The 20,073-nt window shown below is 69.0% G+C and carries 17 protein-coding genes, 1 tRNA gene and 1 pseudogene; 8 read left to right on the top strand and 11 right to left on the bottom strand.

What is annotated here, in order from left to right:
• The first annotated feature begins 143 nt into the window (after nucleotides 1-143).
• Nucleotides 144-1,253 carry an alpha/beta hydrolase gene (locus EIL87_RS26245; protein ID WP_233576599.1) on the top strand — a complete coding sequence of 370 codons (1,110 nt, stop codon included), beginning with the start codon at nucleotides 144-146 and terminating at the stop codon, nucleotides 1,251-1,253.
• A gap of 752 nt (nucleotides 1,254-2,005) precedes the next feature.
• Here the strand turns inward: EIL87_RS26245 and EIL87_RS26240 are convergent.
• Nucleotides 2,006-2,605, bottom strand: a complete 600-nt coding sequence (locus EIL87_RS26240; protein WP_158628700.1) for an HAD family hydrolase — start codon at nucleotides 2,603-2,605, stop codon at nucleotides 2,006-2,008.
• Between the two features lie 69 nt (nucleotides 2,606-2,674).
• Nucleotides 2,675-2,935 carry a hypothetical protein gene (locus EIL87_RS26235; RefSeq protein ID WP_199740613.1) on the bottom strand — a complete coding sequence of 87 codons (261 nt, stop codon included), beginning with the start codon at nucleotides 2,933-2,935 and terminating at the stop codon, nucleotides 2,675-2,677.
• On the opposite strand from EIL87_RS26235, the pseudogene EIL87_RS26230 reads away from it, so the two are divergent.
• Nucleotides 2,932-3,156: pseudogene (locus EIL87_RS26230) on the top strand (tyrosine-type recombinase/integrase); the annotation flags it as partial. The gene EIL87_RS26235 and the pseudogene EIL87_RS26230 overlap by 4 nt on opposite strands.
• A gap of 170 nt (nucleotides 3,157-3,326) precedes the next feature.
• On the opposite strand, the gene EIL87_RS26225 reads toward EIL87_RS26230, so the two are convergent.
• Nucleotides 3,327-3,402: transfer RNA gene (locus tag EIL87_RS26225), tRNA-Lys, on the bottom strand.
• Between the two features lie 453 nt (nucleotides 3,403-3,855).
• On the opposite strand from EIL87_RS26225, the gene EIL87_RS26220 reads away from it, so the two are divergent.
• A complete protein-coding gene (locus EIL87_RS26220; RefSeq protein ID WP_125093224.1) occupies nucleotides 3,856-4,551 on the top strand; it encodes a class I SAM-dependent methyltransferase in 696 nt (231 codons plus the stop codon).
• Nucleotides 4,552-4,555: 4 nt separating this feature from the next.
• Here EIL87_RS26220 and EIL87_RS26215 read toward each other — a convergent pair whose 3' ends face one another.
• Nucleotides 4,556-5,122, bottom strand: a complete 567-nt coding sequence (locus EIL87_RS26215) for a chorismate mutase (RefSeq protein WP_233576598.1) — start codon at nucleotides 5,120-5,122, stop codon at nucleotides 4,556-4,558.
• 96 nt (nucleotides 5,123-5,218) lie between these two features.
• On the opposite strand from EIL87_RS26215, the gene EIL87_RS26210 reads away from it, so the two are divergent.
• Nucleotides 5,219-5,788 (top strand): phosphatase PAP2 family protein, encoded by a 570-nt coding sequence (locus tag EIL87_RS26210; protein ID WP_158628699.1) that lies wholly within the window; start codon nucleotides 5,219-5,221, stop codon nucleotides 5,786-5,788.
• 85 nt (nucleotides 5,789-5,873) lie between these two features.
• On the opposite strand, the gene EIL87_RS26205 is transcribed toward EIL87_RS26210, so the two are convergent.
• On the bottom strand, nucleotides 5,874-6,488 hold the full coding sequence (locus EIL87_RS26205; protein ID WP_125093221.1) for a YigZ family protein: 615 nt from the start codon (nucleotides 6,486-6,488) through the stop codon (nucleotides 5,874-5,876).
• 353 nt (nucleotides 6,489-6,841) lie between these two features.
• On the bottom strand, nucleotides 6,842-7,963 hold the full coding sequence (locus EIL87_RS26195; RefSeq protein ID WP_125093219.1) for a 5-methyltetrahydropteroyltriglutamate--homocysteine S-methyltransferase: 1,122 nt from the start codon (nucleotides 7,961-7,963) through the stop codon (nucleotides 6,842-6,844).
• Nucleotides 7,964-8,140: 177 nt separating this feature from the next.
• Here EIL87_RS26195 and EIL87_RS26190 point away from each other — a divergent pair, with 177 nt between their 5' ends.
• Nucleotides 8,141-9,292: an FAD-dependent monooxygenase gene (locus EIL87_RS26190; protein ID WP_233576597.1), complete on the top strand. Its 1,152-nt coding sequence runs from the start codon at nucleotides 8,141-8,143 to the stop codon at nucleotides 9,290-9,292.
• 63 nt (nucleotides 9,293-9,355) lie between these two features.
• Here the strand turns inward: EIL87_RS26190 and EIL87_RS26185 are convergent, their stop codons facing one another.
• The 4 genes from EIL87_RS26185 to EIL87_RS26170 all read right to left on the bottom strand — a co-directional run bounded on the left by EIL87_RS26185 (nucleotide 9,356) and on the right by EIL87_RS26170 (nucleotide 14,303).
• On the bottom strand, nucleotides 9,356-10,180 hold the full coding sequence (locus EIL87_RS26185; protein WP_125093217.1) for an aldo/keto reductase: 825 nt from the start codon (nucleotides 10,178-10,180) through the stop codon (nucleotides 9,356-9,358).
• Between the two features lie 117 nt (nucleotides 10,181-10,297).
• Nucleotides 10,298-11,518 carry an MFS transporter gene (locus EIL87_RS26180; RefSeq protein WP_125093216.1) on the bottom strand — a complete coding sequence of 407 codons (1,221 nt, stop codon included), beginning with the start codon at nucleotides 11,516-11,518 and terminating at the stop codon, nucleotides 10,298-10,300.
• A gap of 285 nt (nucleotides 11,519-11,803) precedes the next feature.
• Nucleotides 11,804-13,513, bottom strand: coding sequence for an aa3-type cytochrome oxidase subunit I (gene ctaD / locus EIL87_RS26175; RefSeq protein ID WP_125093215.1), 1,710 nt, complete (start codon nucleotides 13,511-13,513; stop codon nucleotides 11,804-11,806).
• Between the two features lie 220 nt (nucleotides 13,514-13,733).
• Nucleotides 13,734-14,303 carry an SACE_7040 family transcriptional regulator gene (locus EIL87_RS26170; protein WP_125093214.1) on the bottom strand — a complete coding sequence of 190 codons (570 nt, stop codon included), beginning with the start codon at nucleotides 14,301-14,303 and terminating at the stop codon, nucleotides 13,734-13,736.
• Nucleotides 14,304-14,422: 119 nt separating this feature from the next.
• Between EIL87_RS26170 and EIL87_RS26165 the strand changes: the two genes are divergently transcribed.
• Genes EIL87_RS26165 through EIL87_RS26155 form a run of 3 tightly spaced genes read left to right on the top strand, consistent with a single transcriptional unit; the run spans nucleotide 14,423 to nucleotide 19,205 of the window.
• A complete protein-coding gene (locus EIL87_RS26165; RefSeq protein ID WP_125093213.1) occupies nucleotides 14,423-16,036 on the top strand; it encodes a carboxyl transferase domain-containing protein in 1,614 nt (537 codons plus the stop codon).
• Nucleotides 16,037-16,045: 9 nt separating this feature from the next.
• A complete protein-coding gene (locus EIL87_RS26160; RefSeq protein WP_199740629.1) occupies nucleotides 16,046-18,043 on the top strand; it encodes an acetyl/propionyl/methylcrotonyl-CoA carboxylase subunit alpha in 1,998 nt (665 codons plus the stop codon).
• Nucleotides 18,044-18,047: 4 nt separating this feature from the next.
• A complete protein-coding gene (locus EIL87_RS26155) occupies nucleotides 18,048-19,205 on the top strand; it encodes an acyl-CoA dehydrogenase family protein (protein WP_125093211.1) in 1,158 nt (385 codons plus the stop codon).
• A 60-nt stretch (nucleotides 19,206-19,265) separates the two neighbouring features.
• On the opposite strand, the gene EIL87_RS27200 is transcribed toward EIL87_RS26155, so the two are convergent.
• Complete coding sequence (locus tag EIL87_RS27200) at nucleotides 19,266-19,754, bottom strand: hypothetical protein (protein WP_199740612.1); 489 nt, start codon at nucleotides 19,752-19,754, stop codon at nucleotides 19,266-19,268.
• Nucleotides 19,755-20,073 lie beyond the last annotated feature (319 nt).

Here is a 20,073-nt window from a genome sequence, read left to right as displayed (position 1 = left end):
CGCACCTTCCATGTCCGCACCCTGCTGTCGCCAACACCGGGCGTAGGTAGCGAGTGGGCCACTTCTTGACTGCCATTCAAGAGGGCCGTAGCCTCCCTCCGAACCGATCTTGAATGGTAATCAAGAGGCGATAGGGGCTGATGATGGCGATGGAGACGACATCAGGGCAGAACCCGGGCGCCGCCACCGTGCGGCGCGACGTCTGGTTCGAGTCGGGTGGCCTGCAGTGCGCGGCGTGGCTATACGCCCCCGCCGAAGTGAATGGGTTGCGACCGCTGGTGGTCATGGCACACGGCCTCGGTGCGGTGCGGGAGTGGCGGCTGGACGCGTTCGCGGAGCGGTTCGCCGAGCAGGGATGGATGGTGCTGGTGTTCGACTACCGGTACCTGGGGGCCAGTGAGGGCTCGCCTCGACAGCTGCTCGACATTGATGAGCAGCTTGACGATTGGCGAGCTGCACTGGCCTACGGTCGGTCGCTGCCAGGGGTCGACACCGATCGGATCGCGGTGTGGGGAACCTCGTTCGGCGGGGGACACGCGCTGCGGATTGCGAGTGAAGACCATCAGCTGGCCGCCGTGGTGGCTCAGTGCCCGTTCACCGACGGTCCGGCATCGCTGTTCTCACGCCTCCGCAGCTCGCCGTTGAGCATGCTGTGGCTCGTCGCTGCCGGGGTGCTCGACGCCGTGGGGTCCTTGTTCGGCGCGAAGCCGGTGCTCGCTCCGGTGGTGGGCGTGTGGTGGATGCCCGCCTACCTCGTCTCCCCCACCGCGATCGCCGCCGCTTCGCGGCTGCTGCCCCCGGGAACCCGGCTCTCCCCCAGGACTTCCGCGGCCATGACCAAGATGTCGTCGCTGGCGAGGGATCTGTCAGGAAACATCGAGACCGGTGACGATTCCTTCCGCCCTGCCGAGACAGGGGTCGGTCGCGACACCCTCTGGGGCGTTCTCAAAGGGGCCGACGGCGGGGCCGACAGCGCGAACGGGGTCGCGGCTCGGTTGGCGCTGCGGCTACCGCTGTATAGGCCGGGAAAGGACCTGCCGAAAATCACCGCACCCACCCTGCTGTGCGTGTGCGAGGACGACAGGGCCGCGCCCGCCGACACCACAACCCGACTCGCTGCCAAACAGGACCACGTCCAGGTCAGCCGCTACGAGGGCGACCACTTCGACATCTACGTGGGCGATCTGTTTGAGCGCGCGGTACGAGACCAGACCGCTTTCCTGGCAACGCAGTTCGGCCCGAGCGCGCGGTGAGCAGATAGTCGTCGTTCCCCAATTCCACTACGAACCTGGGTTCGACTAAAGCGTCATGAGGCGGCTTCATCTTCGCTCGACGGGTCGTGACTCGGCGCAGTGCTTGCTTGAAGCGATGCAGCGCCATGGCAGACGGAAGGGGTCAGGGCTTCGTTTGGTGACCACACGCGGGTGCACACCTTCTTGCTGGCACATTTCGCGCCTGTTTGAGGGGTGAGGCGACCACATTGGCAGCGTGCCCAGCACTGCAACTTGAGTCTGCCCAGCTGAGTGCCGGTCCGTCGTGAGAGAACCGCGGTTGAGTTCCTCTGCTTCCGGCGTGTCCTGCGGGGGCGCCTGCCACCGCTGGCGCCAGGGTGCGGCTGCCGACCTTTCCGCCTGCGCCCGGTCGCGGCCGTGGCCGCCGGGACCGGCGAGCGCAGCGAGCCGCATGCCCGGACGGTTAGCGGTCGCTTGACCGGGCTCGCATACAAGAAGGTCGGCAGCTCCGACCCTGGCTCGCATGCAGCGGCAGGCGGCCCCGCAGGGGCCGCCCTTGATGAAGTGGAGAAAGTTCAAACACGCACGCCAATACCGCAGGTCAACGGCCATCCGGCAGCTGTAGCACTAGTCGCTGGAGCAAGGTCGGCAGGTGCGTGTGTTGATGTGCCAGGCCATGCAGTTGTGCTCGTGACACCTGCGAGCCACCAGCGGTGGGACGTATATGACCTCACAGAGCAGCTGAGCGAAGATGCGCCGGTCGGACCGCTGACTCATGTCAGTGCAGATTCGTCCCCGAGAAGGTCGGTCATGTGCTCGATGATCGCTGACGGCTTGTGCGGGGTGAACCGATCACGCTTGCCCGGTTTGTTGACATAGGCGATGACGGCTGTGCCTGCGGCGTGCGCAGCTTGGATGTCTGTCGTCGAGTCGCCGATCATCACGCATTCAGCTGCGTCAGCCTTGATGTTGGTGATGGCCTGCTGCAGGAGGAAGGGTGACGGTTTCAGCTCGGCGAGCTCGCCACTTGTCCGCGCGGACACGCCTTGGACTAGTGCTTCAAGACTGGTGGTATTGAGGTACGCGCGGACTGCTGCCTCTGAGTTGTTGGAGACGATGACAACCGATACACCCCGGCGTTGGAGAACGTCGAGGACATCGGTTGTCCCAGGGGTGGCGGGGGCAGCTGCGACGGCACGAATTTCGAGCTGACCCAGGCGTTCCTCGACCCGGGTGGCCAGATCTCCAAACTGGGTGGCGTGCTCAAGAACATCGAACGGGTCAGGGCTCTGCTCGATGCCTTCCGGCAGAGCCTCCGGGAAGAGCGCGCGGAGCTCGACGGCAACATCGTGGTTGCTCAGGCCGCCGAACACGGCGCATGCCGGTCCGTCGAAGTCCCAGCAGCACAACCTTGCTGTGGTCGAGGATTTCGGCTGCCTGGGTCATCGAGGAACCTCCCGCGCAACCGTGTTCCAGATGCTGTCGAACCACATCTGGGACTGCTGGATGAACAGCGAGCTCAGAGACTCCTCATCAGGCTCGGCGGCATGGTGGAACAGGGTGGCGTCCTTGCCCATCAGGTCCCAAATCGGTGTATCGGCGCCTTCGAGGTTCACAACGTGCTCGCGGACCGGGTAGTAGCCGAAGAAGGCTTCGAACTGGTTGATCAGGTAGAGCTTGAACAGCGGTACGGCTAGGTACACGTCGAGTGCTTCGCGAGACCCGAGGTGGTGAGGGCTTCGCCTGGGTGACATCGCATGTGTTCCGGAAGACGGCCGCGACGATCCTGGATGAGGCGGGGCTCACTCCGCGCCTGATCGCTGATCAGCTCGGCCACTCGCGCCCGTCGATGACGCAGGACGTGTACATGGGCCGCAAGGCAGTCAGTCGGGAGGCTGCGGATGCCATGGAGCACGTCATCTAGCGCGGGACTCGCCAACGACCGGCCTCCTCTCATACTGGGGGCCGGTCGTCGTTATGCCGGCCGCTGCCCTTCGGCTCGCTGTGCTTGGGGAACACCGGCAGCCGTTTCGGAAGGGTTTAGGTCGGACGCGATCTTGAAAAAAAGAACCCCAGGCCTGTGACCTGGGGTTGTGGTGGGGCGCCAGGGGATCGAACCCTGAACCCGCGGATTAAAAGTCCGCTGCTCTGCCAGTTGAGCTAACGCCCCGCGTGCCCAAGGTTACAAGGTCCGGATGATCTTGCTCGTTCGTGGTAGCGGCAAATCGGGCGGGGGTGTCACCGGGGTGGCCTCCGCGCCTCCTGCGCACGGCGCGGTGGGCTGCCCGGGCGCGGAGGCGAGTGGTTCGCGTGCGCCTGCTCCGCCTGCTCCGGCGGGGGCGCGGCTGCGTGATCCCGGAAGGGCTCCGGCGCGAGTCGACCCGCAGCTCTGGTGGCGCGGGGGCGGTCGGGCGGACGCGGCCGAAACCGCCGCCGAACGGCGAGTGCTCGCTGCTCTGCCACGTCCGCGCGGACCCGGCTCGTGGCCCGCGGCGGTGATCTCCCTGACAGGCGGCTGGTGCGCTCAGGGTGTTCTCGACGAAAAATTGCGTCATGATGGGTAAATTCGAAGTCGATCAAGTGAAAGACGCTGCTGCACCGGATGTTCCGGTACCATGGGTCCATGGGAGGGTCCGCGCGCCACGTGCGCGACGTCGATGGTCTGCTGCGGATGCTCGACACGCTCTTCCCGTCTCCGGAACCGTTCTGGGACCACTTCTACGAGGACCGCGACCGCGATGTGCCGTTCTTCGTCGCCAAGCCGGACGAGAGCCTGGTGTCCTTCGTGGACGCTGGTGTGCTGCGCTCGGGTCGAGCGCTGGACCTCGGGTGCGGGCCCGGGCGGAACGCCGCGTACCTGGCGTCGAAGGGGTTCGACGTCGAGGCCGTGGACCTGTCGGCCGCCGCCATCGCCTGGGCGCGCGAGCGCGCGCCGGAGGTTCGCTTCCGCCAGGGTGACGTGTTCACCACGAACCTCACCGGCCCCTACGACCTCCTCTACGACTCCGGTTGCTTCCACCACCTGCCGCCGCACCGGCGCATCAGCTACCTCGACCTCGTCGACCGGTTGTTGGCGCCCGGCGGGCACCTGGCGATGAGCTGCTTCGCCGCAGGGGCTGAGCGCGCCGGGACGGCGGTGCCGGACGACCAGCTCTACCGGGACGGTGCCGTGCACGGCGGGCTGGCGTTCACCTCGGACGAGCTGCGCGCGATCTTCACGGACCTCACCCCGGTCGAGATCCGCCGCATGCGCGCCCAACCGCCGGGGTCACCGACGTTCGGCGAGGACTTCCTCCACGTCGCCCTCTTCCGGCGGTGACCGGTCAGGAGCAGATCAACGGGACCGCGCGTCCCAACGCCGTCTGGTGGAGCGCGTCGAGGTCGTGTGCGGAGTGGGCGTAGGCGCTGACCAGCAGACCGGGGCACGAGGCGCCCTCGCGCAGGTCGTCGGTGTCGCGGAGCACCACGAGGATCGCCTCGCCCAGGCGGTCCAGCTCGGGCCGGATCTCGCCGAGGTCCGGGCGCTCGGTGGGTTGCTCGTCGGGGTGAGCGCTCCAGTGCGCGTGCAGCCCCCGCTGGACGAGCTTGCTGGCTTCGATCTGGTCGCGGAAGACCCGCTTCGCCTCCTCCGGGTCGAGACCCAGCTCCACGGCACGGGCAGCGACCCCGTCGAGCACCTGCTGCTCCCGTTCCGGGTCCTCGATCGGTGAACCCGTCCCCCACTTCGCCGCCGCGACCTGGTCCGACAGGACCACCCGCTCCGCGGCAGACCCGACCAGCGGGTCGAGCGCTCCCTCGGCCTGAGCCGGAGCCCCGAGCCCGAGCACAGCAGCCACCACAGCAACACCGACGACGAACGACCGCACCGCGAAACCTCCTGTCGAGATCACCTGTTCCAGTAGTACACCCCGGCACCGGCTGCCGGATCGTGTGATGGGGTGATCAGCTCCGGCGGACCGCTGTGGACGCCCGCTAGGGTGGATGTGGTGGAGCTCAGCGCTGATCTGTACCGCCTCATCGCCGGTTGGGGCGCCGCCTCGCCCGGCTGGGTGCAGGCCCTCGCCCTCTTCCTCACCGACGCCCTGCTGCTGGCGTTCATCCCCGTCGCCGGGTTCGTGTGGTGGCGGGTGGACCGGCGAGCACGAGCCCTCCTGGCGATCCTGATCTCCGGTGGCGCCGCGTGGGTGCTCACCGGCCCGGTCAAGGACCTCCTCAAGCAGGCGCGCCCGTGCCGGGCCCACCCGGTGCGCACGGTCGAGCTCTGCGACGAGGTCGGGGTCTGGTCGCTGCCGAGCGGGCACTCGGCCTCGGCGGCCGCGTTCGCGGTGACCACAGCGGTGCTGTGGCGCCGGGCCGCCGCCGTCGTCGCCGTGGTGGCCCTGTTGGAGGCGTTCCTGCGGGTGTTCATCGGCGTGCACTACCCGCACGACGTGATCGCCGGCCTCCTCTTCGGTGCCCTCATCGGCACGATCGCAGCCTTCGCCAGCAAACCCCGCGGCAAGCGCCCACCACCACCGCCCTCACCCAAGGCAGCAGGAGCAAGCCTCGTTGCGTGAGCCACCTGCGAAGGAGTTGGTCTGCGTGGCGGTGCGAGCGGAGTCCCACCCCGGGAACAGCAGCTCATCCGCGGACCGGAGTGGCTCAGAGCTCGGCGTGGATGAGGGGGCCTTCTGCGGCGTGCGCGGCGCCGCCGGTGTTCTCGGCGAGCCAGGCGTGGAAGGTCTCGACCTGCTCGACCGGGACGTTGACGTGGAAGCGGACGGCGGCGTCGTAGGACGTGTCCGCGACTTGGTAGCCGGCTGACCGCATGTCGTTGTCGAGCTTGCCCGCGAGCACGTGATCGGTCTCGACCAGCAGCACGCGGACGGGTCGGCGCTCCAGCGTGCCGACGTGCTCGAGCGCTTCCGACACCGCGCCGCCGTAGGCGCGGACCAGCCCGCCGGCGCCCAGCAGCACCCCGCCGAAGTAACGGGTGACCACGGCGACGGTGTTGGTGATCTCGTTGCGGCGCAGCACTTCCAACATCGGCACGCCGGCCGTGCCCGCGGGTTCGCCGTCATCGCTGGACTTCTGGATCTCGCCGGAGTCCCCGAGCACGAACGCCGAGCAGTGGTGCCGGGCGTCGTGGTGGCTCTTGCGCTGGAGCTGGATGAACTCCCGCGCCTCGGACTCCTCGGTCACCCGCGCCAGCGAGCAGAGGAACCGCGACTTGCGCACCTCGATCTCGTGCTCACCCGACCGCTTGATCGTCCGCATCAACCCTCCCCAGGGCATCTTCCCACCTGGGGCCCGCCGCCGGCCGTGTGGGGATTTCCATAGAAGGGCCGGGCGATTTCCGGCCTGTCGGTCCCGGCACGTACCGTCCACCCTCATGGAGCAATCATCGAGCCCGTTTGAACCAGGCGTGCGGGTGCGTGCCACGTTCGGCCGGTTCCGTGATCAGGAGGGCACGGTGGTGGAGATGGCCACCGGCCTCCCGCAGGTCTTCGAAGGGCCGGTCCTCTGGGTGAGGTTCGACGGCGCCGAAGAACCCGGACTCGTCGCAGGCCGCTTCCTCGAAGAAGCGGCCTGAGCTGCGGGCGGCTGCACCGCAACCGCCCGCAGACCGCTCAGCCCCAGACCTCCTGGGCCGTTTCCACGATCAGGCGCAGCTTGGCGACCTCTTCCTCGTAGGTCAGCGCGTTGCCGTCCTTGGTCGAGGCGAACCCGCACTGCGGGGACAGGCACAGCTGGTCGAGGTCGACGTACTTGGCGGCCTCGTCGATGCGGCGCTTGAGCTCGTCCTTGGACTCCAGCTCACCGCGCTTGGTCGTGACCAGCCCGAGCACCACGTACTTGCCCTTGGGCACGTGGCGCAGCGGGGCGAAGCCGCCCGAGCGCTCGTCGTCGAACTCCATGAAGAAGCCGTCGACCTCGAGCTGGTTGAACAGCGCCTCGGCGACGAAGTCGTAGCCGCCCTCGGCGACCCAGGACGACCGGAAGTTGCCCCGGCACATGTGGGTGGTCACCGTCAGCGTGTCCGGACGCCCGCGCAGCGACTCGTTGATCAGCTCGATGTCCTTGATGTGCGCGGTGTCGCCGTCCTCGCCCCGGGCGTTGAGCATCTCGCGCTGCTTGGGGTCGTTGAGGTACGCCAGGCTGGTGTCGTCGAGCTGCAGGTAGTGGCAGCCCAGGTCGGCCAGCGCGCGCACCTCCGCGCGGTAGGCGGCGGCCAGGTCGGCGCGGAACTGCTCCAGGTCCGGGTAGACCGTGGAGTCGACGGCCGCGGGCCCGCCCCGGTAGGTGAGCATGCCCGGCGAGGGGATGGTCAGCTTCGGCGTGTTCTTGGTGGTCTTCGAGGCCAGGAAGTTGAAGGCGTCCTCGAAGATCGTCTTGGGGAGCTTGATCTTGTCGTTGACCTTGAGGTCAGGGGTGACGAACTCGATGTCGCCCTGGTCGTTGTGGAACTGGACCTTCAGGCTGTTGTCGTCGACGCGTTCGACGCCGTCCAGCTGGTAGAGGAAGTCCATGTGCCAGGAGCTGCGGCGGAACTCGCCGTCGGTGGCGCTCTGCAGGCCGACGTCCTCCTGCATCGTGACGACCTGGGTGATCGACTCGTCCTCGATGGCGCGCAGCTCGGCGTCGTCGATCCGGCCGGCCGCGTGCGAGTCACGGGCCTCCAGCAGGCGCTGGGGACGGAGCAGGCTGCCGACGTGGTCGGCCCGGAACGGTGGTGCAACACGTGGGCTCATGGCACGCAACATAGTTCTCGGCCTCCGGCGTGCCTAGGCACGTTTCCATCTTCCGGGAACTCGTGCGCTCCAGGGCGCGCGGCCGTTCACGGCGTGTGACCAAGGACAATTCGGTACATACCGTCGAGTGGATAAAATCGAGGCGGCCACGGGTGTCGGGGATGACGGATGGAGACGATGCGAGTTCTCGTGATCGGAGCCGGAGTCGGGGGACTCGCAATCGCCAGCGGATTGCTCGGCCAAGGCCATGACGTGCAGGTTTTCGAGCACCACGACGCCCTGCGGACCTCCGGGGCCGGCATCACGGTGTGGAGCAACGGCACCGCCGCGCTGCGCGAGCTGGGCGTCGACATCACCGGTCGCGGGCACCAGCTGCACAGCCTCCGGTCACTCACCGAATCCGGCCGGTTGCTGTGGGAAGCCGACCTCGACGAGGTCACCGAACGGCTCGGTTCGCCGACCGTGCAGATCCCGCGCCGCAGGCTCATCGCCGAGATGGCCGAGTCGCTGCCCGCCGGGGCGATCCAGTTCGGCCGCCGCTGCGTCGCCGTCACCGAGCGCCCCGACCACGTCCGGGTGGACTTCGCCGACGGCACCAGCGCCACCGGTGACGTGCTCATCGGCGCCGACGGGCAGCGCTCGGTGGTGCGCAAGCAGGTTCTCGGCGGCGAGTCCGCCAGGCCCACCGGCTGGGCCAGCTGGCAGGGGCTGACCCGCAGCGACCTGCCCGTCGCGCAGGGGAGGCAGACCCTCAACATCGCCGGCCGCAACGCGCACTGCGGGCTCATCCCCACCGGCGGCGGACTGCTGCACTGGTGGTTCGACATGCCGTGGAAGGAGGGCGACCGGGTCTTCACCGTCGCCGAGCTGCGCGAGCTGTTCCGCGGCTGGCCGGAGCCGGTCGAGGCGTTGCTGGCCTCGGTCACCGATGACGACCTGGGCTTCTTCCCGCACATCCGGCACAAGGTCCCGCACGTCTGGGGCGGCGCGCGCACCACGCTGCTCGGCGACGCCGTGCACGCCATGCCGCCCGCGGTCGCCCAGGCCGCCAACCAGACCATGGAAGACGCCTGGCTGCTCACCCAGTACATGGCCGACACCACGGGTTCCCTGGCCGAGCGGCTGCGCGCCTACGAGTTCGAACGCCGCCCGCGGGTCCTCAAGGTCTCGCGCACCGCAGCCCTGACCTCTGCGCAGCGGCGCACCCCCATCCAGCGGCTGGCCCGGTTCCCCGGCTGGCTGGCCACCCACAGCCAGGTCGTGTCGCTGCGCTCGGGCAGCAACGTGCTGCACTCGCTGGCCGCCAAGCCCGGCCTGCGCGTGGCCTGAGCAGCAGGAAGGCCCCCGACCGGGTGGTCGAGGGCCCTTCGCGCGCTCAGCTGCAGCGCCGGGTCACATCTCCTCCGGGTGCGGGCCGACGCGGACGCCGTTCTCCAGCGCGGTGATCGCCTTGATGTCGTCCTGGGCGAGCTCGAAGTCGAAGACCTCGATGTTCTCCTCGATGCGGGAAGGCGTGACCGACTTCGGGATGGTCACGTTGCCCAGTTCGACGTGCCAGCGCAGCACGATCTGAGCCGGCGTCTTGCCGTACTTCTCCGCCAGGTTGGTGATGGTGGCGCTGTCCAGCAGGCCGTTGTTGCGGCCCAGCGGGCTCCACGCCTCGGTGATGATGCCGTGCTCGGTGTGGAAGGCGCGCAGCTCGGCCTGCGGCAGGTTCGGGTGCAGCTCGATCTGGTTCAGCGCCGGCACGACGTCGGTCTCCTCGAAGAGCCGGCGCAGGTGCTGGATCTGGAAGTTCGAGACACCGATCGCCTTGGCGCGGCCGCTCTTGTAGATCTCCTGGAAGGCCTTCCAGGTCTCCACGTAGAGGTCCTTGCTGGGCACGGGCCAGTGGATCAGGTAGAGGTCCACGTAGTCGAGGCCGAGCCGGGCGAGGCTCGCGTCGAAGGCCTTCACCGTGCTGTCGTAGCCCTGGTCGTCGTTCCACAGCTTGGTGGTGACGAACAGGTCCTCGCGGTTGACGCCCGAGTCGGCGATGGCCTTGCCCACGCCCTCCTCGTTGCCGTACACCTTCGCGGTGTCGATGCTGCGGTACCCGGCGTCCAGCGCTGCGCGGACCGGAGCGATGACCTCGTCGGCCGGGACCTGGAAGACGCCGTACCCCAGCTGAGGCATCGAAGCACCGGTGTTCAGCGTGACGTTCGGAACCTGAGTCATGTGGGTGTTTCCTCCACCGAGTTCGGGATTGGTCTGGCCACAGCGGCCCCCACCGGCTGGAACCGAGGCAGCCACACCTGCATTCCAGAGCACTCGTGTGAGCTGGGCAACCGCAGATCAGGCGGACATCTCGGCTTCCGCGTTCGAAGCCGTCGCGGTCCGGGCCTGGTGCGAGGCGACGACCTCGTTGCGCTTCGGGCGGCGGTCCAGCACGCCCGAGAGCACCGCGAAGCCCAGTCCGACCAGCGCCAGCAGCGCGCCGATCCAGCTCGGCGACACCAGGCCGAAGCCGGCCGCGATGACCACGCCGCCCAGGTAGGCACCCAGCGAGTTGGCGATGTTGAAGGTGGACTGGATGCTCGCCGAACCCAGGGCCGGGGCCTCCTTGGCCTGGTCCAGGATCCGCGCCTGGATGCTCGGGATCGCGGTGAACCCGGTGGCGCCGATCAGGAAGACCATGAGCGGAGCCATGATCGGGTTTTGCGCGGTCAGCGCGAACACCGCCAGCGAGACGGCCAGTGCGGAGATGCCCACGCACAGCGTCTTCAGCGGCGCCCGGTCGGCCAGGCGGCCGCCCAGGGCGGTGCCGACGGTCATGCCGACGCCGAACACGGCCAGCAGCGGGGTCACGGCGGTCGGGCTGTAGCCGGTCACATCGGTGAGCACGGGCTTGATGTAGCTGTAGAAGGAGAAGATCGCGGCGAAGCCGAACACGACGACGGCGAAGGCGATCCACACCTGCGGGCGGCGGAACGCGCGCAGCTCACCGCGCAGGCTGACCTCGGTGGGCTTGGCCTGCTTGGGCACCAGCACCGACACGGCCGCGAGCGCGAGCACGCCGATCACCGCGACGAGGCCGAAGGCCCAGCGCCAGCCGAGCGCGTGGCCGAGCAGGGTGCCGAGCGGCACGCCGACGATGTTGGCGACGGTCAAGCCGATGAACATCATCGAGATGGCCTGACCGCGCCGGTCGGCGGCGACCAGACCAGCGGCCACGACAGCGCCGATGCCGAAGAACGCACCGTGCGGCAGGCCGGAGATGAACCGGGCGACCAGCAGCGTGTCGTGGTTCATCGCGAAGGCGGAGAACAGGTTGCCGACGGTGAACAGCACGAGCATGGACAGCAGCATGGTCTTGCGGCGGGCGCGGAGGCCGAACATGGTCAGCACGGGTGCACCGATGACGACGCCGAGCGCGTACAGCGAGATGTACCCACCGGCGCCGGGGATCGACACCTGCAGGTCGGTGGCCACTTCAGGCAGCAGCCCCATCATCACGAACTCGGTCGTTCCGATGCCGAATGCGGCGATGGCCAGCGCCAACAGGGCAATGGGCAAGGAAGTCTCCCGTGTGTGGTGAAGTGGTGTGGTCTGCTCCGCACGCGCTGCACTGCACGGCGAGGGATCAGGCGATCGGCGCCTTCGCGTGGTGACGTGAACGATTCAGTCCGGCGCCCACGACCGCTCTCTGCCCACGTTCAACAGTACGGGGGGTCGGGCCTGTTCCTCGATCGAGTATGAACCGCGCCACTGCAGGTACAACCCGTTCGGGGCAGCGCTCTCGTCCACTGTGGAACCACGCGGTGCGGAGCGCCCAACCGGCGGCGCTCCGGGTTGGGCGGATCAGTCGTTCGGGGTGATCTTGCGGCGTGCCCACGCGTGCGCCTCGGACTCCAACCGGTCCGACATGTGCGGGTAGTGCAGTTCGAACGCCGGCCGGGACGAGCGGATGCGCGGCAGGTCGGTGAAGTTGTGGCGCGGCGGCGGGCACGAGGTGGCCCACTCCAGGGAGTTGGCGTGCCCCCACGGGTCGTCCACCTCGACCGGGGTGCCGAAGCGGTAGCTGGTGAAGACGTTGTAGAGGAACGGCAGCATCGAGCCGCCGAGGATGAACGCGCCGATGGTGGAGACCACGTTCAGGGTCGTGAACCCGTCGCTGACCAGGTAGTCCGCGTACCGGCGCGGCATGCCCTCGTTGCCCAGCCAGTGCTGGACAAGGAACGTCGTGTGGAAGCCGATGAACGTCAGCCAGAAGTGCACCTTGCCCAGCCGGTCGTTCATCATCCGGCCGGTCATCTTCGGGAACCAGTAGTACACCCCGGCGAACACGGCGAACACGATCGTCCCGAACAGGACGTAGTGGAAGTGCGCCACCACGAAGTAGGTGTCGTGGATGTGGAAGTCCAGCGGCGGTGAGGCCAGCAGGATGCCGGTCAGCCCGCCGAGCAGGAACGTCACCAGGAAGCCGATCGAGAACAGCATCGGGCTCTCGAACGTCAGGCTCCCCCGCCACATGGTGCAGATCCAGTTGAAGAACTTGATGCCCGTGGGCACCGCGATCAGGAACGTCGCGAACGAGAAGAACGGCAGCAGCACGGCTCCGGTGGCGAACATGTGGTGCGCCCACACGATCGCCGACAAGCCCATGATGACCATGGTCGCGCCGACCAGCCCCGTGTAGCCGAACAGCGGCTTGCGGCTGAACACCGGCAGGATCTCGGTCACGATGCCGAAGAACGGCAGCGCGACGATGTAGACCTCGGGATGGCCGAAGAACCAGAACAGGTGCTGGTACAGGATCGCCCCGCCGTGCGCCGGGTCGAAGACGTGCCCGCCCAGGTGCCGGTCCACCAGCAGCCCGAACAGCGCGGCGGTCAAGATCGGGAACGCCATCAGCACCAGGATGCTGGTGGCCAGGATGTTCCAGGTGAACAGCGGCATCCGGAACATGGTCATCCCGGGGCAGCGCAGGCAGATCACGGTGGTGATCATGTTGACCGCGCCCAGGATCGTGCCGAGACCGCTGACGATGAGCCCTGCGGCCCACAGGTCACCGCCGGGGCCGGCGGAGAACGTGGCGCGCGACAGCGGTGTGTAGGCGGTCCACCCGAAGTCGGCGGCGCCGCCGGGCAGCAGCAGGCTGCCGATCACGATCAGGCCGCCGAACAGGAACAACCAGTAGGAGAAGGCGTTGAGCCGGGGGAAGGCCACGTCCGGCGCGCCGATCTGCAACGGCAGGACGATGTTGGCGAACCCGAACACGATCGGCGTCGCGAACAGCAGCAGCATGATCGTGCCGTGCATGGTGAACAGCTGGTTGTACTGCTCCTGCGACAGGAACTGCAGGCCGGGCGACGCCAGCTCGCCCCTGATCAGCAGCGCCATCGCGCCGCCGGTGATGAAGAAGGCGAACGAGGTGATCAGGTAGAGCTGCCCGATGTCCTTGGGGTCGGTGGTCCTCAGCCACGGCACCAACCGCGCGCCCTTGAGCGGGCGCCTGCCTGTGGCGGCCCGCGTCGGGACCGTCGTCGGTTCGATGTTGGTGGTGGCCATGCCAGCCCTCCGGAGTCCGGGGAACGACCTCTACCGACCTGATCCCCCAGTCTTTACCCGGCACAGCACCCCCGCAATCGGCCGCGAGTGCTCGGCTCGATCTTCTGCGGGCGTCGATCTGCTCAGCGGGTGCGGGTGGCAGAACTGGAGCGGCGGCGGTGACGGTTCTGCCCCACACCTGGACCCGCGGCCCCGCCGGCGGAGTGGCTCCTGGAACGCCCTAGACCGCGGCGATGGCGCCTCGGGTCATGCTGCGCAGGAGGCGGGACATCGCCGAGGTGTCGAGGTGGGCGCTGAAGGGTGTCGAGTTGATCAGGCCGAACACCGCGTGCGCTGCGGCCCGGGCGCGTGGTCGGTCCAGCTCCGGGCGGGCGCTGCAGAGCACGTCGACCCAGACCTCGACGTAGAGCCGCTGCGATTCCCGGACCCGTCGGCGTTCCTGGTCGGAGAGGCTGTCCAGGTCGCGCATGTGCACGGTGATCAGCGCTGGGTTGTGCAGCGCGAACTCCACGTGCCAGCGCACCAGCCGGTCCAGCGCGTCCTGCGGGTCCGCGGCCGCGTCGACCCGCCGCTTGCCGCCCAGCAGCAAGCGGTCGCTGATGCCGGTCAGCAGTTCCGCCAGCATCGCGTCCTTGCTGCGGAAGTGCCGGTACAGGGCGGGCCCGGAGATGCCCACGGCAGCGCCGATGTCGTCGATGCCGACACCGTGGAAGCCGGAGCGCGCGAACTTCTCCGCCGCAGCGGTCAGGATCTGCTCGCGCCGGCTCGGCTTCGCCGCTTCAGTGGACATACCGCTCGATGCTAGACGAGGGTGTTAGTCATCGTTAACATGGACTCGCCAAGTTAACGCTGACTAACCGTCCCGGCCGACCACCTCGCGGCCGGGAATCCCAGTGGAAGGTGTGGCTCATGGATGCGCCCGCCCTGCGCACGTCGGTGGACCCGAGCTCCGAGGAGTTCGCGCGCAACGCCGAGCAGCACGCCAAGCTCGTCGACGACCTCAACGCGCAGCTGGCCAGAGCTCGGCTGGGCGGTCCGGAGAAGGCGCGGATCCGCCACGTCGAGCGCGGCAAGCTGCTGCCCCGGGACCGGGTGGACGCGCTGCTGGACCGGGGCTCTCCGTTCCTGGAGCTCTCGCCGATGGCCGCGCACGGCCTCTACGACGACGAGGCGCCCTCCGCCGGGATGATCACCGGGGTCGGCAGGGTCTCCGGGCGCGAGTGCGTGATCGTGGCCAACGACGCGACCGTCAAGGGCGGCACCTACTACCCGGTGACGGTGAAGAAGCACCTGCGCGCCCAAGAGGTCGCGCTGCACAACAACCTGCCCTGCCTGTACCTGGTCGACTCGGGTGGCGCGTTCCTGCCCAGGCAGGACGAGGTGTTCCCGGACCGCGAGCACTTCGGCCGGATCTTCTACAACCAGGCCACCATGTCCGCCCGGGGCATCCCGCAGATCGCCGCTGTGCTCGGTTCCTGCACGGCCGGCGGCGCCTACGTGCCCGCGATGAGCGACGAGGCCGTGATCGTCCGCGAGCAGGGCACGATCTTCCTCGGCGGCCCGCCCCTGGTGAAGGCCGCCACCGGCGAGGAGGTCACCGCCGAGGAGCTGGGCGGCGGCGAGCTGCACTCGCGCACTTCCGGCGTGACCGACCACCTCGCCGCGGACGACGCCGACGCGCTGCGCATCGTCCGCAACATCGTCAGCACGCTGGGCCCGCGCGAGCCGCGCCCGTGGGAGGTCGCGCCGAGCGAGGAGCCCGCGGTGGACCCCGAGGAGCTCTACGGCGCCGTGCCCACCGACTCGCGCACCCCCTACGACGTGCGCGAGGTGATCGCGCGGATCGTCGACGGCAGCCGCTTCGCCGAGTTCAAGCACGACTACGGCCAGACCCTGGTCACCGGATTCGCCCGCATCCACGGCCAACCGGTGGGCATCGTCGCCAACAACGGCATCCTGTTCAGCGAGGCGGCGATGAAGGGCGCGCACTTCATCGAGCTCTGCGACAAGCGTTCGATCCCGCTGGTGTTCCTGCAGAACATCTCCGGGTTCATGGTCGGCAAGGACTACGAGGCCGGCGGGATCGCCAAGCACGGCGCGAAGATGGTCACCGCCGTCGCCTGCGCCCGGGTCCCCAAGTTCACCGTGGTCATCGGCGGTTCTTTCGGTGCCGGCAACTACTCGATGTGCGGCCGGGCGTACTCGCCTCGCTTCCTGTGGATGTGGCCCAACGCCCGGATCTCGGTGATGGGCGGCGAGCAGGCGGCGTCCGTGCTGGCCACCGTCCGCCGCGACCAGCTCGACGCGCGCGGCGAGGAGTGGTCGGCCGAGGACGAGGAGGCCTTCAAGCAGCCGATCCGCGACCAGTACGAGCACCAGGGGCACCCGTACTACGCGACGGCCCGGCTCTGGGACGACGGCGTCATCGACCCCAAGCAGACCCGGGACGTGCTGGGCCTGGCCATCTCGGCAGCGGGCAACGCACCGCTCGAGCCGATCTCCTACGGCGTTTTCCGGATGTGAGGGATGAGCATGTTCGACACCGTGCTGGTCGCCAACCGCGGCGAGATCGCGGTCCGGGTCATCCGCACCCTGCGTGAGCTGGGCATTCGCTCGGTCGCGGTGTTCAGCGACGCCGACCGCGGTGCCAGGCACGTCACCGAAGCCGACACCTCCGTCCACATCGGGCCGGCGTTGGCGTCCGAGAGCTACCTCAACGGCAAGCGGATCCTCGACGCCGCCCGGGAGGCCGGAGCGCAGGCCATCCACCCCGGGTACGGCTTCCTCGCCGAGAACGCCGAGTTCGCGCGCGCCTGCGAGCAAGCGGGTGTGGTGTTCATCGGCCCGCCCGCGAGCGCGATCGAGTCGATGGGCGACAAGATCCGCGCCAAGCAGACGGTCTCGGCCGCCGGCGTCCCGGTCGTGCCGGGCCGCAGCGACCCCGACATGACCGACGCCGACCTGCACCGGGCCGCGCTGGAGGTCGGCCTCCCCGTGCTGCTCAAGCCCTCGGCTGGCGGCGGAGGCAAGGGGATGCGCCTGGTGCACGCCGACACCGAGCTCGACGACCAGATCACTTCGGCGCGCCGCGAGGCCGGCGCGGCCTTCGGCGACGACACGCTGTTCGTCGAGCGCTTCGTCTCGCGGCCCCGGCACATCGAGGTCCAGGTCCTCGCCGACTCGCACGGCAACGTCGTGCACCTCGGTGAGCGCGAGTGCAGCCTGCAACGGCGGCACCAGAAGATCGTCGAAGAGGCCCCGTCGCCGCTGCTCGACGCCGAGACCCGCGCTCGCATCGGCGCGTCGGCGGCCGACGCGGCCCGGGCCGTCGGGTACACCGGCGCCGGCACCGTCGAGTTCATCGTCTCCGCCGACCGGCCAGACGAGTTCTTCTTCATGGAGATGAACACCCGTCTGCAGGTCGAGCACCCGGTGACGGAGCTGGTCACGGCCGTGCGCGGGGAACGCGGGGTCGACCTGGTCGAGCAGCAGGTCCGGGTCGCCTCCGGTGAGCCGCTGGCGTGGACGCAGCAGGACCTCTCGCTCGACGGCCACGCGGTCGAGGCTCGCGTGTACGCCGAGGACCCGGCACGCGGCTTCCTGCCCACCGGCGGCGAACTCCTCGCCGTCCACGAGCCCACCGGGCCGGGCGTCCGCGTCGACTCCGGCATCCGCCAGGGCGGCAGCGTCGGTTCCGACTACGACCCGATGCTCGCCAAGGTCATCGCCTGGGCCCCCGGCCGGGGTGACGCGCTGCGCCGACTCGACAAAGCCCTGGCCGACACCACGATCCTGGGCCTGAGCAGCAACATCGCGTTCCTGCGCGCCCTGCTGCAGCACCCCTGCGTACTCGCGGGGGACCTCGACACCGGCCTGGTCGAACGAGACCTGGACGCCCTCACCGAGGCCGACGTCCCCGAGCACGCCTACGTCGCGGCCGCCCTGGAACGCCTCATCGCCGCTCAACCCCGCAGCGGCTCCGACCCGTGGGACGTGCCCAACGGCTGGCGCATCGGACCGCTGGCGTGGAGCACCTGGCGGTTCACCGACGACATCAAGGTCCACCTCCGAGGCACCCCGGAGCACGCCGAGGTGGCCGTCGAGACCGGCGGGACGACGTCGTCGTCCGAGGTGTCCGCGCACGTCCACGGCGACACCCTCACCGCCACCTACCAGGGGCGCACCCGCCACTACCGGTACGCGCACGTCGACGGCACGACCTGGCTCGCCGCCGAGGGGCACACCTGGGCGCTCACCGAGCACCGGCTGCTGGCCGAGCGCGGCGGCACCGCAGGGCGTTCCGACGGTGTCGTCACAGCTCCGATGCCGGGAACGGTGCTGGTCACCGACGTGACCCAGGGGCAGCAGGTGCGCAGCGGACAACGCTTGTTCGTCGTCGAGGCGATGAAGATGGAGCACACCGTCACCGCCCCGATCGACGGCACCGTCACCGAAGTTCACGCGAGGAAGGGACAGCCGGTCGGGCTCGACCAGCCGCTGGCCGTCCTCACCGCAGAAGGGGAGGCATGACGCGATGGTGGACCACCGGCTCAGCGAGGAGCACGAAGCGCTGCGGCAGAGCGTGCAGGACTTCGCGCGCAAGGAAGTAGCGCCCGTCATCGCTGACTACTACGAGCGCGAGGAGTTCCCCTACCCGCTGGTGCGCAAGATGGGCGAGATGGGCCTGTTCGGCCTGCCGGTGCCCGAGGAGCACGGCGGCATGGGCGGTGACTACTTCGCGCTGTGCCTCGCGCTGGAGGAACTCGGCCGCATCGACCAGTCGGTGGCGATCACCCTGGAGGCCGGTGTCTCGCTGGGGATCATGCCCGTCCTGCGCTTCGGGTCGGAGGAGCAGAAGCGCGAGTGGCTGCCCAAGCTCGCCACCGGTGAAGTGCTGGGCGCGTTCGGCCTCACCGAACCCGACGGCGGCTCGGACGCGGGTGCCACCCGCACCACCGCTGTGCTCGACGGTGACGCGTGGGTGATCAACGGCGCGAAGGCGTTCATCACCAACTCCGGCACCGACATGACCGGGTTCGTCACGGTCACCGCGGTCACCGGGGAACGCCCGGACGGCCGCAAGGAGATCTCAGCGATCATGGTGCCCTCGGGGACCCCGGGCTTCTCCGTCGCCAAGAAATACTCCAAGGTCGGCTGGAGCGCCTCCGACACCCACGCGCTGTCCTTCGACGACTGCCGCGTGCCGGCGTCGAACCTCGTCGGCGAACGGGGCCGGGGCTACGCCCAGTTCCTGGCCACGCTCACCGAGGGGCGGGTGGCGATCGCAGCGCTGGGTGTCGGCACCGCCCAGGGCTGCGTCGACGAGTGCCTGCGCTACCTGGGCGAACGTGAGGCGTTCGGCCGCAAGATCGGCGAGTACCAGGCGATGCAGTTCAAGGTCGCCCAGATGGAGATGCGGACCCACACGGCCCGCCTGGCCTACTACGACGCGGCGGCGCGGATGCTGCGCGGTGAGCCGTACACGAAGCAGGCCGCGATCGCGAAGCTGGCCTCGTCGAACGCGGCGATGGACAACGCCCGCGACGCCACCCAGATCTTCGGCGGCTACGGCTTCATGAACGAGACGCCGGTGGGCCGCTTCTACCGCGACTCCAAGATCCTCGAGATCGGGGAGGGCACCAGCGAGGTCCAGCTGATGCTCATCGCCCGGGAGCTGGGCCTGCCGGCCTGAGACGACGACGAGGCCGTGGTGGCGAGTCCTGCTCGCGACCACGGCCTCCTCGTGTCCACGTCACATCGGGCGGTAGCGGTCGACCGGGACGGTCATCTCCTCGGTCTGCTCCACGTCGGGGATCCCTCCAGCGAAACCGGAAGGCATCGGGTCGGGGGTGTTGTCGGGGTACGGGCCGTCCTGGCCGGGCCATGCAGGCCCCTGGGCCGTGGGCCCGTGAGCCGCGGGCTGCTGCGCCGTGGGCTGCTGCGCCTGCGGTTCCGCCGGCTGCTCCTCCTCGGCGATCTGCAGGTGCTGCAGCACCCAGTCCCGCGCGAGTGCGGCGGGGGAGGTTCCCTGCTTGAAGGCGAGCTCGCGGAGACGCTCGTTGGCGAGCAGCGGCAGGCGCAGCTGGTACACCTGAGCGGCACCGAAGCGACGCCCTGACCCGGTTGTTTCGGGGCTTTCCTCCGGGTTCAGCGCAGCCAGGTACGACTCGAATTCGGGGTCCGGTTCGGCATCCTCGACAGGCTTGCGCTGCCGATTCGCCTTGGTTCGTCCTAGAGCCACGCCGACACGATAACGGTTGTGTTGCGGCCTGCCTATCGCATCGGCCTCGGCCACCGTCCGGCGATCCGAGGTCGGCCACCGCGTCCAGCGGTGGGCCCCGACCGGGCCGCGGATGGTGAACACCCGCTCTGACGTGGAAGGCCCTCGCGCCAGGGGGAAGAGCGCGAGGGCCGGAGGGGATCTCCACAGGTGCTGACCGGGGGTGTGTCAGCGAGGCCGATTGTGGCACGCGCCTCCCTCACGCGGGGAGTGTTCCGGCCACGATTCGTGCATCCGGCGCTCCCGCCGACGCCCGGTCGGAGGTCTCCGCGCCCCGGCG

Origin of the sequence: Saccharopolyspora rhizosphaerae, assembly GCF_003931915.1 — a bacterium.
In the GTDB taxonomy this organism is placed as follows: domain Bacteria; phylum Actinomycetota; class Actinomycetes; order Mycobacteriales; family Pseudonocardiaceae; genus Saccharopolyspora; species Saccharopolyspora rhizosphaerae.
This window is presented reverse-complemented; position numbering and strand designations above follow the sequence as displayed.

Coding starts and splice junctions, on each gene's coding strand:
- EIL87_RS26185 (WP_125093217.1), bottom strand. CDS start 10,180: ATGACTCAGGTTCCGAACGTCACGCTGAACACCGGTGCTTCGATGCCT.
- EIL87_RS26155 (WP_125093211.1), top strand. CDS start 18,048: ATGGTGGACCACCGGCTCAGCGAGGAGCACGAAGCGCTGCGGCAGAGC.
- ctaD (WP_125093215.1), bottom strand. CDS start 13,513: ATGGCCACCACCAACATCGAACCGACGACGGTCCCGACGCGGGCCGCC.
- EIL87_RS26205 (WP_125093221.1), bottom strand. CDS start 6,488: ATGCGGACGATCAAGCGGTCGGGTGAGCACGAGATCGAGGTGCGCAAG.
- EIL87_RS26190 (WP_233576597.1), top strand. CDS start 8,141: ATGCGAGTTCTCGTGATCGGAGCCGGAGTCGGGGGACTCGCAATCGCC.
- EIL87_RS26165 (WP_125093213.1), top strand. CDS start 14,423: ATGGATGCGCCCGCCCTGCGCACGTCGGTGGACCCGAGCTCCGAGGAG.
- EIL87_RS26160 (WP_199740629.1), top strand. CDS start 16,046: ATGTTCGACACCGTGCTGGTCGCCAACCGCGGCGAGATCGCGGTCCGG.
- EIL87_RS26195 (WP_125093219.1), bottom strand. CDS start 7,963: ATGAGCCCACGTGTTGCACCACCGTTCCGGGCCGACCACGTCGGCAGC.
- EIL87_RS26220 (WP_125093224.1), top strand. CDS start 3,856: ATGGGAGGGTCCGCGCGCCACGTGCGCGACGTCGATGGTCTGCTGCGG.
- EIL87_RS26170 (WP_125093214.1), bottom strand. CDS start 14,303: ATGTCCACTGAAGCGGCGAAGCCGAGCCGGCGCGAGCAGATCCTGACC.
- EIL87_RS26245 (WP_233576599.1), top strand. CDS start 144: ATGGCGATGGAGACGACATCAGGGCAGAACCCGGGCGCCGCCACCGTG.